Annotated in this window: 15 protein-coding genes and 1 other RNA gene; 4 read left to right on the forward strand and 12 right to left on the reverse strand. The window is 57.1% G+C overall.

Going from position 1 to position 15,836, the window contains the following annotated elements:
• Position 1 precedes the first annotated feature (1 nt).
• The 12 genes from N6L25_RS05045 to ffs all read right to left on the reverse strand — a co-directional run bounded on the left by N6L25_RS05045 (position 2) and on the right by ffs (position 10,469).
• On the reverse strand, positions 2-535 hold the full coding sequence (locus tag N6L25_RS05045; RefSeq protein ID WP_271978549.1) for an AraC family transcriptional regulator: 534 nt from the start codon (positions 533-535) through the stop codon (positions 2-4).
• Positions 536-968: 433 nt separating this feature from the next.
• Positions 969-2,147, reverse strand: coding sequence for a vWA domain-containing protein (locus N6L25_RS05050; protein WP_271978550.1), 1,179 nt, complete (start codon positions 2,145-2,147; stop codon positions 969-971).
• Positions 2,148-2,231: 84 nt separating this feature from the next.
• Positions 2,232-3,074: an AAA family ATPase gene (locus N6L25_RS05055; protein ID WP_271978552.1), complete on the reverse strand. Its 843-nt coding sequence runs from the start codon at positions 3,072-3,074 to the stop codon at positions 2,232-2,234.
• Positions 3,075-3,176: 102 nt separating this feature from the next.
• Positions 3,177-5,048 (reverse strand): VWA domain-containing protein, encoded by a 1,872-nt coding sequence (locus N6L25_RS05060; protein WP_271978554.1) that lies wholly within the window; start codon positions 5,046-5,048, stop codon positions 3,177-3,179.
• A gap of 30 nt (positions 5,049-5,078) precedes the next feature.
• Complete coding sequence (locus N6L25_RS05065) at positions 5,079-5,420, reverse strand: hypothetical protein (protein WP_271978557.1); 342 nt, start codon at positions 5,418-5,420, stop codon at positions 5,079-5,081.
• Positions 5,421-5,867 carry a YcgN family cysteine cluster protein gene (locus N6L25_RS05070; protein ID WP_271978559.1) on the reverse strand — a complete coding sequence of 149 codons (447 nt, stop codon included), beginning with the start codon at positions 5,865-5,867 and terminating at the stop codon, positions 5,421-5,423. It abuts the gene before it with no gap.
• Positions 5,864-6,157, reverse strand: a complete 294-nt coding sequence (locus N6L25_RS05075) for a YcgL domain-containing protein (protein WP_271978561.1) — start codon at positions 6,155-6,157, stop codon at positions 5,864-5,866. Before N6L25_RS05075 ends, N6L25_RS05070 begins: the two co-directional genes overlap by 4 nt.
• Complete coding sequence (locus N6L25_RS05080) at positions 6,154-7,275, reverse strand: ribonuclease D (RefSeq protein ID WP_271978563.1); 1,122 nt, start codon at positions 7,273-7,275, stop codon at positions 6,154-6,156. The genes N6L25_RS05075 and N6L25_RS05080 overlap by 4 nt, the downstream gene beginning before the upstream one ends.
• A 32-nt stretch (positions 7,276-7,307) precedes the next feature.
• Positions 7,308-7,910 carry a recombination mediator RecR gene (recR, locus tag N6L25_RS05085; RefSeq protein WP_271978566.1) on the reverse strand — a complete coding sequence of 201 codons (603 nt, stop codon included), beginning with the start codon at positions 7,908-7,910 and terminating at the stop codon, positions 7,308-7,310.
• Between the two features lie 31 nt (positions 7,911-7,941).
• Positions 7,942-8,265: a YbaB/EbfC family nucleoid-associated protein gene (locus N6L25_RS05090; RefSeq protein ID WP_271978568.1), complete on the reverse strand. Its 324-nt coding sequence runs from the start codon at positions 8,263-8,265 to the stop codon at positions 7,942-7,944.
• A gap of 49 nt (positions 8,266-8,314) precedes the next feature.
• The gene (gene dnaX / locus N6L25_RS05095) at positions 8,315-10,243 is read right to left on the reverse strand and encodes a DNA polymerase III subunit gamma/tau (protein WP_271978570.1); all 1,929 of its coding nucleotides are present in this window, start codon (positions 10,241-10,243) and stop codon (positions 8,315-8,317) included.
• Positions 10,244-10,372: 129 nt separating this feature from the next.
• Positions 10,373-10,469: signal recognition particle sRNA small type (gene ffs / locus N6L25_RS05100), an RNA gene on the reverse strand.
• 295 nt (positions 10,470-10,764) lie between these two features.
• Between ffs and N6L25_RS05105 the strand changes: the two genes are divergently transcribed.
• From N6L25_RS05105 to prsK, 4 genes are all read left to right on the forward strand, one after another.
• On the forward strand, positions 10,765-11,679 hold the full coding sequence (locus N6L25_RS05105) for a D-hexose-6-phosphate mutarotase (RefSeq protein ID WP_271978572.1): 915 nt from the start codon (positions 10,765-10,767) through the stop codon (positions 11,677-11,679).
• Positions 11,676-12,491 carry a lysophospholipid acyltransferase family protein gene (locus N6L25_RS05110; protein ID WP_271978574.1) on the forward strand — a complete coding sequence of 272 codons (816 nt, stop codon included), beginning with the start codon at positions 11,676-11,678 and terminating at the stop codon, positions 12,489-12,491. The genes N6L25_RS05105 and N6L25_RS05110 overlap by 4 nt, the downstream gene beginning before the upstream one ends.
• Entirely contained in the window at positions 12,491-13,438 is a 948-nt protein-coding gene (locus tag N6L25_RS05115) for an SDR family oxidoreductase (RefSeq protein ID WP_271978576.1), read from the forward strand. Before N6L25_RS05110 ends, N6L25_RS05115 begins: the two co-directional genes overlap by 1 nt.
• Before the next feature lie 203 nt (positions 13,439-13,641).
• Positions 13,642-15,774, forward strand: coding sequence for an XrtA/PEP-CTERM system histidine kinase PrsK (gene prsK, locus N6L25_RS05120; RefSeq protein ID WP_271978579.1), 2,133 nt, complete (start codon positions 13,642-13,644; stop codon positions 15,772-15,774).
• The last annotated feature ends 62 nt before the right edge of the window (positions 15,775-15,836 follow it).

The raw sequence follows: 15,836 nt of genomic DNA on the forward strand, positions 1-15,836 counted from the left end.
CCTAGCGGCCTTCCTGTATCAACAGCACTGGCTCGTAATCTGGCGCGGGCGCTTCCAGCAGCAATCGCACCCGAGAGTCCCCTCTTCGCTTGTGAAAGCGCAACTGGGTTTCTCGCCGCAGATACCGATTATTCTCCGTTCGTGCTGTCATGGTGGCGGTGATCTGGTGCTGTCCCAGGGGCACATTGCCAACATACAGCCTTTGCAACCCACCTTCGTTCAGGGCGGCGTATTCACGATCGGTGTACAAATGAGAAGCGACGGGCTCGCCGTCAATCTTCAGCTCGATGGAATCCAGCGCGATGGCATCGCCGCGACTGACAGATAAAAAAATCGACACCCGGGTATCGGCGGGGTGCAGGATGGCATCTTCCAGTTCGAACAGCTCCTGACTGAGTGCCGCGACTTCGCCCTTGAGCCGGTCGAGCCGATGATCCAACGATTCCGTCGCCAACCCCGAAAGAGGATGCAACAACCAGAATGCCAGCCCCCCCAGGAGTGTGGAAGTTCTGAGCGGTGACCCCAATGCCGCCATAACGGTTCCAGCCCTTGTAATGTTTTGTAACAAATGTAAAGGGAGGGTAACACCGGCATTGGAGCAAGAACGGTATCCAGATCACCAATTTGGAAAGTGGCACTGTCGGAATCTTTTACAACGGGCGGAAAGGGTAAGGAGAGGAGCGTTGGGCCCAGCCAGATGGGTAGCTGCACTCAACTGCTTTATAAGAGGTTTATTATCATGGCCTCAGGCTTGCTAAGGTCCGGTTGGCGGGAGTGCTTTACAGTGATGACCGCTTGATATGCCGAGCTTTGCCGATGCCCTCAACCGCATCGGCTTTTTTTTGCCGTCCCCAGCTTAGCGTGGCATCAACCGACGACTTTTCTTTTCCACCGACCAACGGCCGATTTTTTTGGATGTGGAGAGGCGCTGTTGAACCGAATCCTGGCTGTCCACAACCCACTGCTCACTACTTGCTGAGCTGTTTCATCGCCGACTCCAGGCCTTCGATGGTGAGGGGGTACATGTGGTCATTGACCAACTGCTTGGTTATTCCCAGCGAACCTCCGGTGCCCCAATAGCTTTCCGGGAGCGGGTTCAACCACACAACCTTGCGGAAGTGATCGCTCACCCGTTGGAACCAGGTGGCCCCGGCCTCTTCATTCCAGTGCTCGATAGAGCCGCCAGGATGGGAGATCTCGTAAGGCGCCATGGTAGCGTCACCGACGAAGATCACCTTATAGTCGGGGGTATACTTGTGCAGAATGTCCCAGATATCCAACGTCTCATTCATCCGCCGAATGTTGTTTTTCCACACGCTCTCGTAGATGAAGTTGTGGAAATAGAAATACTCCATGTGTTTGAACTCAAGCCGCGCGGCGGAGAACAGCTCTTCACAAACGCGGATGTGCGGGTCCATTGAGCCGCCGACATCGAAAAAAATCAGCACCTTCACCGCATTATGGCGCTCCGGCACCATTTTGAGATCGAGGTAGCCGGCATTTCGAGCGGTGGATGCAATGGTGTCGTCCAGATCCAGCTGATCCGCCGCGCCCTGTCGAGCAAACTTGCGCAGACGCCGCAGGGCAACCTTGATATTGCGGATACCGAGAGTGAGGCTGTCGTCCAGATCCTTGTAGGCGCGCTTTTCCCAGACCTTCACCGCCCTACCCTGGCGGCCGTCCTTCTGCCCAATGCGAAACCCTTCCGGATTGTAGCCATTGGCCCCAAATGGCGAGGTGCCACCGGTACCAATCCATTTATTCCCGCCCTGGTGACGCTCCTTTTGCTCTTCCATGCGCTGCTTGAACGCCTCGATCAGCTCTTCGAGTCCACCGAGAGCATTGATGTTTGCTTTTTCCTCATCGGAAAGCTGCTTCTCGAACTCGGCCCGCAACCAGTCTTCCGGGATCAGCGACTCCAACAGCGCATCGAGGTTCTCGATGCCCTTGAAGTAGGCATCAAAGGCGCGGTCAAATTTGTCGAAGTGGCGCTCATCCTTCACCAGACACAAACGGGCCAGGTAATAGAACTCTTCCATATTGGCGAAGGCCAATCGGTTTTTCAGCGCTTCCAGTAAGTCCAGGAACTCCCGCAGGCTGGCCGGAACCTTGGCGCGCCGGACTTCGAGGAAAAATTCAATCAGCATCGTATACCCCAGGTCTCTTGCGGTAGTGGGCGGCATTCCGAGAACACTGCCGGTCGTCCACCATCAGTTTACGCCGCTGTGCAATCAGCCTCGACGTCTGGCCATGAATGCCAGTTTCTGCAACAGGTGGACGTCCTGTTCGTTCTTCACCAGGGCGCCATACAAGGGTGGCAATGCGGAGCTGGACTCCCCTTCCTGCAGCACCTTGGCGGACAGTTCATCTGCCATGAGCAGCTTGAGCCAGTCGATCAGCTCCGAGGTCGAGGGCTTTTTCTTCAGACCAGGCACCTTGCGCACATCGAAAAAGACTTCTAACGCATCCCGTACCACCTCCTGCTGGATGTTGGGGAAGTGCACGTCCACGATGTCTTTCATGGTGTCGTGATCCGGGAAGCTGATGTAATGGAAGAAACAACGACGCAGGAAGGCGTCCGGCAATTCCTTCTCGTTGTTACTGGTGATCACCACAATGGGCCGACGTTTCGCCTTTACATATTGCTGGGTCTCGTAGACAAAGAATTCCATCCGGTCCAACTCGAGCAGCAGGTCGTTGGGAAACTCGATATCGGCTTTGTCGATCTCGTCGATCAGCAGTACAACCTGTTCGTCCGATTCGAACGCTTCCCAGAGCTTGCCCTTGACGATGTAGTTGCGGATATCCTTGACCTTCTCATCGCCCAGCTGGGAATCCCGTAGCCGGGACACCGCATCGTATTCGTACAACCCTTGCTGGGCTTTGGTCGTGGATTTTATGTGCCACGGAATCAGCCGCATCCCCAGCGCAGACGCCATTTCCTCCGCTAGCAACGTCTTACCGGTACCGGGCTCCCCTTTAATCAGCAGCGGGCGTTGCAGCGAGATTGCGGCGTTAACCGCCATTTGCAGATCGTCGGTGGCGACGTAGTTTTCGGTACCGGTGAACTTCATGGTGTCTGTTCCTGTTCGGTTTAAGATCTGTGCGGGAGGGAGTATATCGATTCGCTGCCGGTTTGATAAGGATGCTATCTTTGCCTGATGCGAGCGGCCCTGCTACCGGCTCACTTCCTGTTTTTCCTGTGAGATTTCCGGCGCGTCGGGTGCAGTCGCGTCGGGCTTTTCAGGGACCTCATCCTCAGTGGCCGGTTCATCTGGACTCTCAATTTCAGAGAGATCAAAGTCTTCCAGGCCAAACTCTTCGTCCGCTTCCTCCGTCATGTCGGCGGCAACCGGGTCATCGATACCGCCTTCAACAACCTCGACGGCGTCATCTTCAGGTTCGTCCTCTATTGCTTCCTGCCGTTCCACCTCCACTTCCGCCACGGCGGCTTGTTCTGTCGGCTCCACCTCGCCTGACGGCCCCGCCTCGGCGGATGCTTGCTGGGAGGCCTTGGCACGTCGGCTGCCCCATAACCACAACCCAAAGCCAACAACCGCCAAAGCCATCACAGAGCCCGCCACCACCAGATAGGCTGTCCAGTCAGTTGTCTGAGGGGCGCTTTCGGATACGGTCGGCTCTGGATGCTCAAGCGCGCCAAGATCGATGGGACCGGCATCGGGAACTGCGGTGAGTTGCGGTTCTGCCGTTTCGGCAGCCGTGTCTACCGGCTGCTCAGGCTCGCTCTCCGCTTCGGCCATTATCGGAGCCGATGCTTGCGGCGCCTCCCCCTCCGGGCCGACATAGGTCAGAATTTGGCTGAATTTGCGCGAAAAGGTCTGGCCATCTGCAATCAGCTCCAACTGGTAATCACCGAATTCCGGCAACCGGCTGATCTGGTCACGATAGACGCCATCCTCCGGGGGCTGCGCTGAGGACAAAGTTTTGGTGCCTGAACGGCCATCATCGGCTGTCAGGGTCAGCAACACCTCGATCACACCCAGGAATTCCGGATTGGAGATCCGCTCATCCCGCTCCAGAAACCAGGCCTCGAGTTCAGCGACTTCACCTTCACGAAACCTGGGCGGGAGCGGCGACACCATCAGCCGGAGGTCACTGACCACCGTTACTCGGCTGCCTTGCCCCAGGATACCCTCCAACTGCCACTCACCCGGCTGGGGATTGGATAGGGTGACCAGATCGTAGCTCGATTCATGAACCCAGCGAGCATCCAACCCGGGTCTGGTCGCGGTCCTTCGCTGGCCATCGGGATCAATCAGGGCCAGGGGTTCGGCGGAAGCAGTGGTCGGTTCGCCGGGAAAAATAAGGGCGGTGAATTCCTTGACGCCGGAGTCAACCAGGAATCGATTGCCCTTAATCGGCAGTTGCTCCTGAGGGATGGCCGCGTTCAGTGCCTGCAGAAAAACACGATTCAGTTCCTCGGCATTTTCGGCGAAGCTGTAGCTCCCACCCGTTTGGTCCGCGAAGGTTTGCAGCAACGTCAGGTCGGCCTTGTCTGATAGTGCAACCGTGTGCACCGTCGCCCCGGACTGTTCAATCTCCGCCAGCACACTGCCGAGGACGCGCTCACGCTCGGCGGCATTGGCCGCCGGCTGTGCAGACACATCAACCTGACCATCGGTAAGCAGAATAAAGTGAGTGGAATCGAGGCTGCCGCCGCTATAGTAGCTCTTACCGGCGACTTCCAGGGCTTCGCCAAGGTTTGTCCTCAGCGCGACAGAATTGATCTGGCCAGAGCGTTCAATGGCACGCTGTCGCCAGGAGTCATCGACCTGACCGTGGGGCACCAGCATGTTGACATACTGGCCGAACGTCCAGACACCAGCAGTGGCACCTTCCGGAATCAGGCGGGCGAGCAGACGAACCGCTGGTTGACGCAAATTACCCGGGTCGTTGCTCTTCATTGAGCCCGAGATATCGACCACCACACGGACATCAATGTCTCCGCTCGACGATTGAGCCGTCGCCTCGCCCCCCATTACGCTGGCAAGCAAGAGTAAGGCAATGAAACGTCCAACTCGGCTCATGTCAGCTCCGTGGATTCAATGGCAAGAGTGTTAGCGGGTTACCAGCCGATAGCGAACCAGATCGAGCATCCAGATCAAGGCCACCAACAGGCCAGCCAGTGCCATGTTGAAGATGGCCCTGATGGATTCGTCGGCATTACCGAGGATAGCTTCATATCCTCCATGCAGCCACGCCGGTATCCACCATCCAGCCACTTCCGATGATTCCACCGGTGTCAGCAATGCGGCCACCAGAACGGCCTGCAGCAGTGTTCGCAATCCATACAGCGGGATCAGCCGGAAGAGCCGGCTCATCATGAGGAAAAAAATCAGGAAGCCCACGACATAGACTGCCCAGAAAATACCATACGCGATTTGAGCGTCAGCGTTCATTTACAGTACCCAGTGAATGATGTGTTCTTCCCAGTCTTCTTCCGGCACGTCCGCCTCGGAGATAACACGATGGCGGACCGAGACCCCTGCTTCATGCACCGAATCAGGATCCCCCGAGCGTAGAGGATGCCAATCCGGCAAGGGACGTTTTTCAGCCAAGGTCCTGTACGCGCAGGTACGCGGCAACCAACCGTAATCGGCGACCGTGCCGGCGCCCAACACGGAACACCCCGGCACTTTCTGAAGCCGCTCTGAATATACGGTACAGCGGCAGCTGTCACTGTCCATGTACCGGCAGACCAGATCGGTGTGGTACACCTCTTCGGTGTCCTCGTCCTCAAGTTTTACCAGGCAACATTGTCCGCAACCGTCACAAAGCGATTCCCACTCTGCCGGGGACATTTCCTCCAGGCGCTTGCGCTGCCAGAATGGAACCGCCGCGATCATTGCCTCGGTTTCCGGAGCTTTTCCTTAAACTCTACGATGTAACTTTCCTGTTCTTCGGGCATTTGCAGGTAAAACCCCTGCTCCTCTAGCGCCACCAGCACTGCCTTGCCGGAGGTCCGGGCCAATTTCCTGTCCGGGGTGAGGATCAGGTCCACGGCATGGACCGGTTCGCCAAACACCGTTCTCAGGGGCTCTGGCAACTCGTCCCACGCCTGTCCGCGGCGAACGTAGATATAGGTATCGTCTTTCTTGCCGCTCCGGAAAACGGAGACGAACTGTTTATCTTTCATGGCTGTAGTATGGCCTCAATTGTTTCACTGACTGGCTCGATCAGTGCTGTCCGCCAGCCTTCGTGCAAGTTCCCGGCCTGCGCCAGTCCGTTCTGGACCGCAACTTCCAGACGCTTTCGCGGCGCCAGCAGCTCAATCGGCACCGCGTGGGCTTCCGCTATTGTATGGAAAACCTGCTTGAGTTGTTTGTACTGCTTTTGTTGTTCCCGGGTCAAAGGCGGTCGAATTCGTGTAAATTCGCCCTGTGTCGTCCCAGTTTCATTGATCAATGTCAGCAGTTGATCACCGTACTTACGCACCACCACTGAGGGTAAGTCTTTCACTGCCTGCATTTCGCCCTTGCTCGCGGGCAGGCACTCCGCCAGCCCAATCAGCACCGCATCGGGTAAGACCCGGTTGCGTGGCCGGTTGCGATCGCGACACTGCTGTTCCCGCCATTCGGTCAGTCGCTGCAGCACTTGCTGCTGCCGGGCATCCAGAGCCCAACCGCCACGAAGCCTTAGGTAATGGCTCGCCGGATCATCTTGCTGGAACAGTTCCTCGGCAAATCGCGTGGACTCCTCCGCCAGCGCCGTCATCAGGCCCTTGTCCTGCAGCTTCTCGCGAACCCAATCGTAAAGTGGCGCAAGATATCGGATATCTTCCAATGCGTACTCTTCTTGAGCGGGTTTCAGCGGCCGCTGGAGCCAATCAGATCGAGTCGCGGACTTATCCAGAGACTGGCCAAACAGAGTTTCCACGATGCGGGCATAGCCCACGGAAAACCCACCACCGGCCAAGGCAACGCCAATCTGCAGATCGAGGACGCCGACCGGCCGGACATTCAGCCAATGGCGAAACAGCTCCAGATCCTCACTCATGGCGTAAAGCAGTTTGGGCCTGTCCGGATCCGCCATTGCCTGGGTAAATTGCGTCGATGCGGCGGCGACGTCCGGGTCTACCAGGTACAGCTCTGCGCCGATGCCCAACTGGACCAGTCCTGGTATCGGGTAAAATGTCGAGACCCGTTCGAATTCGGTATCGACCGCCAGTGTCTCGCCCGGGTGTTCACTGAGCCAGTGATCCAGCTGGGCAGGTTCGGTAATCCAGTGGGCCTTGCGTGATGTTTCGGACGTCATGTCACATGATCGGTTGAATGGGTTAAAGAAACTCAGTCCTGAAGCGGTTTACGACCGCGGAATGCATGAGTCAGCGTGAATCCATCTACATAACCCAGCTCGCCGCCAACCGGAATGCCGTGCGCCAGGCGAGTGACAAGGATGTTCCGGCCATCGAGCCGATCCGCTATGTAGTGGGCCGTCGCTTCGCCCTCAACGGTTGGGTTGGTCGCTAGGATCAATTCCGCCGTGGCGTCTGCATCAACCCGCTGCAGCAGCTTCTCGATACCAATATCGGCAGGCCCGATACCGTCGATCGGCGAGAGATGCCCCATCAGCACGAAATAGCCGCCCTGATAGTCGCCGGCCTGCTCAATGGCAAGCAGATCCGAGGGGCTTTCAACGACACAAATGGTGCCATTGTTCCGTTTGGGATTGGTGCAAATGCCACAGACCGAAGTGTCCGAGAAGTTCTGACAGCGGTCGCAGCGCCGCACCCCTTCCATGGCATTACCAAGGGCGTGGGCCAGTCGTTCGCCCCCACTGCGTCCCTTCTCCAGCAAATGGAACGCCATACGTTGGGCGGTTTTCTGACCCACACCGGGCAGGCAGCGAAGTGATTCCACCAATTCGTCCACCAGCGGACTAAACGCCATGGTCAATCCTCGTAGGTGCGCGACACAAGCATCAGAATGGCATCTTGAAACCCGGGGGCATGCCCAGGCCAGACATCATGCCGGACATCTTGTCCTTCTGGTTGGCTTCCACGCGACGCACCGCATCGTTCACCGCTGCGGCCAGCAGGTCCTCCAGAATTTCTTTGTCCTCGCTCATCAACGACGAATCGATAGCGACCTGACTGACGTCGTGTCGCCCGTTCATGGTCACCTTGACCAGGCCAGCCCCGGACTCTCCAATTACTTCAGCCTTGGCAATTTCTTCCTGGGCTTTTTGCATTTCTTCCTGCATTTTCTGGGCTTTTTTCATTAGATCGCCCATACCATTCATCATCTGGCCTACCTCTATTTTTCGCCAATGACCGCTGCCACCTTGCGATAGGCTAAGGCAACGGTTTTATTGAATCTTCGACCACTCGCCCGTCGAATCGTTCAACGATCGAACGCACCAGCGGATCATTCTGTATCGACGCTTCAGCCGCTTTTTGACGGGCGATGCGGGCACGCTCTTCCCACGCCGCCGGGGTATCCGCACCCGGCTCCCCGACCTCCACCTGCAATACCACCTGATCGCCAAATCGGCGTTTCAGCGCCTCCGCAATGCGTTCCCGGTGCCGTTCGGTCAACAGTCGCTGATGGCCCAGGTCCAGGGTAAGAACAATGTCATCGCCCTTCCGTTCCATCGCCGCATGGCTGGCCAGGTTGCCAGGCATCCCCACGATATCGAGGCTGCGAAAATCTCGGGCCCAAACAAACTCGGCTGGCTCTTGCTCGCTGATCTGCGAAACCGATTCGTCACCCGGCACCCCATATTCAGGCCCGGTCGTCGCGCCATACTCCACCGGCGCCTCAGCGCCAGCCTGGCTTGAGGCAGACGCATTTCCGTCGGCTACTCCCACAGGGCGCGGCTGATTCTGTTCGTTAAAGGCTTCTTGGTCAACCGCGGCTCCGTTCTCCGGCTCGGGCACGGGCACTGGCTCGGGCACTCTCGTCGGGCTGGCGCCGGCTTGCTGCGGCTGAGGCAGGCCCTCTTGGGCTGGCTCGCCACTCGCAGCCACTGGATCGTCGCTGGATTCCCAGGGCGGGCGCTGACTCTCCTGAATCGATGGAGGGGGCGGCTCGGCGGTTTCGGCCGAGACCGGAGCGAGAGCTGCAGGCTCGGGTTCATCCTGACCGGCCGGTTTGCCGTGCTGGCTGGCAGACATTGCCGGCGGTTCCCGGCGATCGGCGCCGGGTCGGAACGCCAGCATGCGCAGCAAGGTCATTTCGAAGCCCATGCGGGCGTCGGGCGTGACCAGCAGGTCTTTTCGTCCAAGCAAGGCCGTTTGGTAAAAAAGCTGGGCATCTTCGGCGCTCAACTGGCGTGCCAGGGTCTGAACCTGGTGGGCATCACCCAAGGCGTTGTCGGCGCTACCAGGCACCACCTGTTCGAGCGTGACACGGTGAAACAGGGAGAGCATATCGGCCAGGATGACGCCATAGTCTGGCGCAAAATCGGAGACTCTTCGGATCTCTGCCATTAGCGCCGGTCCGTCATTGGCAACCAGCGCATCCACCATCCGTTCGATATCCCGCTGGTCGATCGTACCCAGCATGCTGCTGACATCGCTGGCAGCCAGCTTCTGATTACCGAAGGCGATGGCTTGATCGGTCAGGCTCAACGCGTCCCGCATACTGCCATCGGCTGCCCTGGCCAGCAACCAGAGCGCGGGCTCTTCGAAGGGGATACTTTCCGCCGTGAGCACGTGCTTAAGGTGGCCGGCGATGTGTTCCGGAGTCATGCGTTTGAGATTGAATTGCAAACAGCGTGACAGGATGGTCACAGGCAGCTTCTGCGGGTCGGTGGTGGCCAGCAGAAATTTCACATGCTCAGGCGGCTCTTCCAGCGTCTTGAGGAAGGCGTTAAACGACTGATTGGTGAGCATGTGTACCTCATCGATGAGGTACACCTTATACCGCCCCCGGCTGGGAGCGTATTGCACGTTATCCGTCAGTTCCCGCATGTCATCGACACCGGTCCTCGACGCCGCATCAATTTCGATCAGATCAACGAAGCGACCTTCCTGAATTTCACGGCAGCTGGTGCATTCACCGCAGGGCCTGGGCGTGATGCCAGTTTCGCAATTGAGGCAACGAGCCAACAAGCGGCCAATGGTGGTCTTACCGACGCCGCGGGTACCGGTAAACAGGTAAGCGTGGTGCAGGCGCTGATTGTCCAGGGCATGGACCAGCGCCTGAAGCACATGCTCCTGGCCGACCATGTCCTGAAAAGTCTGGGGACGCCATTTTCTGGCTAAAACCTGGTAGCTCATTTTTCATCAACTGCGACTGTGAACGGGCTAAACCATAGCATGGACCCGACTCGATAAGAAGCCAATGGCACAGGATACAACTGCCTGAAAAAGCACGGGGAAAACGGAGACAGGAAAGGATGGGGGTGGCCCCACCAGCAACACTCCGGCACCCAAGTCCACCGCTGCGGCTGCTCCCTTCCGGGCCTGACCGGGTTCACGGTTTATTGTTGCGGAGGCACCAGCAGGGCCACCATAACGCTCCGAACCAGCTCGTTCAGATGCGGCGCGCATGTTAACAGGCACCGATGTGGTCTTCAATCCCCATTTTCGCAATTGTCGGTTCACCTGCCATGTTGAGCCAAACCTCTCGGGCAGCCAAACCTGTTCGGAGGACTATGATTCCCCTAAGCTGTCGCTATACTTGGGGAACATTCGCAGACAGCCCCTATTGCCTCCGGTTTTTCGGACCTGGGAGCCTGACCAGGGCATTGACTTTGGCATCACAGCACACTCCTGTCTCAGCGGTAACGAGGTAACTTTTGAGAACGATCCCAGGCCAGTGGTCATTCACCCGATGGACCTCCGTCGAACAGTTAGAAGCACTGGATGTCCGCCACCCACTCTTCAGCGCCCGGCTCTTCTTGCAAGGAGCCCACCTGACCCATTTCGCACCGACCGGCCACGCCAATTGGCTTTGGCTCAGCGACAGCGCACGGTTCGAAACCGGGCGCGCCATTCGCGGAGGCATTCCGATTTGCTGGCCCTGGTTTGGCGTGCCGGACCGCAACCCGCCCGATGTCAGGGAAACTATCCGTACCAGATCCGCCCATGGCTTTGCCCGTAATGAGGTCTGGCAACTGGAGGAAGTGGTGGAAGCCACGGATTCGGTCGAGATCAGCCTCAGCCTACTGGCGAATGACGATTTCAAGGATCGCTGGCGCGGCCACGCCTCGGCGCTGCTCACTTTCCGCTTCACTCGCGACGCCTGTCAGATCGCCCTGACAACTACCAATCTGGGTCAGTCTGCGCTGGCCTTTTCCCAGGCGCTTCACTCCTATCTGCCGGCAGCGATATCGGACACCGTCATCACTGGCCTGGATGGCGCCAGCTATACAGATACGCTGAAAGATTGGGCCCAGTTCCGCCAGCAAGGTGACGTGACCTTTCCCGGTGAAGTCGACCGCATCTATCAGACAGGCGGCGAGGCCATTACCGTGCATTCGGGCAGTCAATGCCTGCACCTCACCAGCAGCGGTAGCTGCTCCGCGGTCATTTGGAACCCCGGCCCTGACAAAGCCCGTCAATTGTCTGACTTTTCGGCACAGGACTGGAAATCCATGGTCTGCGTCGAAACCGCCAATGTGCTCCACGATTTCCGGCTGCTTAATAGTGGGCAAAGCCATACCCTCGGCGTGATGATCACACGTTCTCATGTAACCAAGGAACATTCATGAGCCTAGTTTCGCTGATTAAATCCAAACTCGTCTCCCCGACCCTCGATGAACAGCTCAACAAGATTCGCAAGCCGATTGGCTCACTGGGCTATGATCCCTGGGGATTCAATAACGAGTCGGTTAAACTCGGCTTCTCGCTGAGCAAGCATTTGTACGAAAAGTATTTCCGAGTACAGGCTTCCGGCGTGGAGAAAATTCCAGCCGAAGGACCGGTACTGCTCATCGCCAATCACAGCGGGCAGTTGCCCATCGATGGCCTGCTGATCGGATACGCACTGGCGTCTCGTCAGGAGAACCCACGCATTCCTCGCGCCATGATTGAGCGCTTCTTCCCCACCGTCCCTTACCTGGGCAACTTACTGAACGAGTTTGGTGCGGTGCTGGGCGACCCCATCAATTGCGCCAAAATGCTGGCCAACGACGAGGCCGTCATAGTTTTCCCCGAGGGGGTTCGCGGTTCCGGCAAGCTCTATCGCGATCGTTACCGCCTGATGCGGTTTGGTAACGGGTTCATGCATCTGGCGATGAAATACCGGGCAACGATCATTCCTGTCGGCGTAGTTGGCTGCGAGGAGACCATTCCCGCCATCGCCAACATCAAGCCTCTGGCCAAATTACTGGGCGTGCCCTATGCGCCGGTCGCGCTGCCGGCCATCCTGCCCGCCAAGGTGTATCTCAACTTTGGCGACCCCATGGTGTTCGACGATGCGGAGATTCCCGAAGAAGACGTCACCGAGCGAGTCGAACAGGTTAAGGCAGCGATCAGCGAATTGATTGATAAAGGACTGACTGAAAGGAAAAGGCTGTTCTGATGACGGAAAAACGCAGACCTCACATTCTTGTTACCGGCGCAGCGGGCGCACTGGCCCAACAGGTTATCAACCGCCTGCGCAACGATTGCGACCTGGTGGCGGTCGATTTCCGTGAACAGGTCTACCTCGGCGATGACATTCCCAGTTACTGCATCGATTTCAACAAACGGGTGTTTGAAGACCTGTTTCGACGGTACCAGTTTGATGGGGTGATCCACCTTGGACGCATCCAGTCGAGCCAGCTCACCCGTATGCGCCGCTATAATGCCAACGTGCTGGGCACCCAGAAACTCCTCGATCTGAGCCACAAGTATGGGGTTTCCCGGGTGGTCGTATTGTCCACCTATCACGTCTACGGCGCCGTTGCCTACAACCCCGCGCTGATTGACGAAGATGCCCCGCTCAAGAGCGCAGGCCTTACCATGGACCTGGTTGACTCGGTGGAACTGGAGAATCTCGCCAATATTTATCTTTGGCGCTATCCAGACCTCAATATCACCATCCTGCGTCCATGCAACATCGTCGGACCCGGCGTTCGCAATTCCATCAGCACCCTGCTGTCCAGCGCCCGTGCGCCGGTATTGGCCGGTTTTTCGCCAATGATGCAATTCATTCACATCGACGACATGGCAGACGCCATTGTGCTGGCTTACAGCAAGAACAAAAAAGGCCTGTTCAACGTCGCAGCGGACGATTGGGTGGCCTACCAGCATGCATTAAAACTGTGTGGCTGCTCGCGGGTTCCAATACCGTCCATCCCACCGGCACTGAGTGCGTTCATTCTTCGAACCCTCAATCTGAAGAGCTTTCCATCGTACTTGATGAACTTTTTCAAATATCCAGTGGTCATCGACGGACGGCTGTTTGCCAAGGAGTTTGGATTCACCCCTAAACGCCCGCTAAAGGAAATTTTCCGCTATTATCGAGAAAACAAAAAACCCGTTTGACGGTTTGGCTCACGCAAACCTTTAGCTCGGGAGAAAAATAGTTCGGGTAAACCATTAGTTCGGGTAAATCATTAGCTCGAATAACCCAATAGCTCGAGTGAACCAATCGGGACCGACCAGGGCGGGTCATTTGCCGGCATGGATTGCCACTGACGCCGCTGCGCTCCCGATTGCATGATTCATCTCTCAACCGCTGGTACGGGATGGTGACTAATCTAAGCGTAATCAGCCATGGTTCGTCAGTCCTCGCTTTTCTGATGCTGGCGGTTCTGATCGCCAGCAAATACCTTCGCCGTGACGTAGATCGCACGCTGTTCCTGGCCGCGCTGGTGTCCGCGCTCTGGGCCTTCTCACTGTTGGGTCAGGTGCTCTGGCAGCAGCCGAGTTTCTTTGTTCGCTACCTTCTTGAGTTGCTTCGCGACGCCGTTTGGATTGCGTTATTGCTGACATTACTCCGGGATGCGGCCCGGACCGGGCATTTCATGGGCAAGATTCGCTCCGCGCTGAGCGCCGCAGCCATTTCACTGCTCTTGCTGCTACTGACCTCAGGCATTCTCGAATACGTTTTCGGCATTGCCGTTCTGGATGGCAAAACCAAGGTCGTAGGCCAGATCGCCCTCGCCCTGCTAGGCCTTTCTCTGGTCGAACAGATCTGGCGCAACGCCGGTAAACTGGGACGATCCAGCCTCAAGTACATCTGCATTGGCACCGCCACACTGATGGCGTTCGACTTTTTCATGTATGCCGATGCCCTGCTGTTCGGACAGATTTCCGATCCTTTCTGGACGGCCCGCGGTCTGGTCAACGCTCTACTCGTGCCGCTGTTTGCCGTTAACGTGGTGAACACCCGCAAGCAACCCGTGGAATTCCAGCTTTCCCGCAGTGCGGTATACCACGTCGGCACTCTGACCTTCGCAGGCCTGTATCTCATTTTCCTGGCGGTGGGTGGCTACTACGTTAAGGTCATGGGAGGTGACTGGGGAGAAGCTCTGCAGGTTCTGTTCATTACCCTTTCCATGGTGTTTTTCGCCACCCTGATCACGTCTCGGCGGATTCGTGCCCGGCTGATGATTTTTATCAGCCAGAACTTTTTCGATTATAAGTACGACTATCGTGAACAGTGGCTAAAAATGACCCGAGAACTGGCCAATCTTGATGATTCCCCGCCGCTGCCGGAACGAGTCATCCGCATACTGGCGGGTCTGGTTGACAGTAACGCCGGTGTACTTTGGCTCAAGGATGAAGACGGCAATTTCGCCCTGCAGGCGGCAACCAACCTTACCCCGCCGAAGTACACCACGATCGACGGCCAGGCCGAGTTGATCCGGTTCCTGCAAAGCCGGGAGTGGATCATCAACCTGCAGGAATACCATCACGATCCGGTACGTTACAAGCTGCTGGAAATTCCGGACGCCATCACCAAGTTCAGCGAGGGCTGGCTGATCATCCCCATGTATCTGGACAACTCGCTGTATGGTCTGGTTCTGGTGGGCAACCCCTACGCCAAGGTTGAACTCAATTGGGAAAACTTTGACCTTATCAAAGTGGTAGCCCGTCAAACCTGCAACCTGCTGGCGCAGGCGGATGCCCAGAATCGGCTGTCCCGCGCCATGCAGTTTGAAGCCGTCAACAAAGCCTCCGCCTTCATGGCGCATGACCTCAAGACCCTGATCGCTCAAATGACGCTGCTGGCCAACAACGCCGCAAAACACCGGAATAATCCGGCGTTCATTGACGACATGATCCACACCGTTGAACACGCCACCAAGAAGATGTCGAATCTGGTCAAGCACATTCGAAAACCGGCGGATGACACCAGCAATTCAGACTTTGTCGATCTCCACCAAACGGTTACCCAGCTGATTACACAGCACAACACCGGACGCCCGGTCCCACGCTTCATCGGCAGCTCCGACCGAGTGCTGATCCGAGCGGACGGCGAGCAGTTGCACAACGTATTGAGCCACCTGATTCAAAACGCCCAGGATGCCACGCCGCCTGACGGCGAAATCACTCTGACCCTGAAGACCTCCCACGGCCAGGCGGTGCTGTTCATCCAGGATACCGGGTGCGGTATGACCGAGGATTTCATCAAGTTCCAACTGTTCAAACCCTTTGAAAGCACCAAGGGCTTAACGGGTATGGGAATCGGGGCTTACCAGTCCCGCGAGTACGCGAGAAAAATTGGCGGTAACATTGATGTCACCAGTGAGCCGGGCATTGGCTCATGCTTTTCGGTTCGGCTGCCCATCGCCCAGCCACCCACCTTAAAATCTGGCGAGACCGCGTCAACGACAGATTCCCAACCCTATTCTCGAGCAAAAACAGCCGAATAAATGGCGGGTTAGAAAAATACTGGCCGTCCAGATTGCATTATGTCACTGTACGGCTAAAACTG

Origin of the sequence: Marinobacter sp. SS21 (genome assembly GCF_028369065.1) — a bacterium.
GTDB lineage: Bacteria > Pseudomonadota > Gammaproteobacteria > Pseudomonadales > Oleiphilaceae > Marinobacter.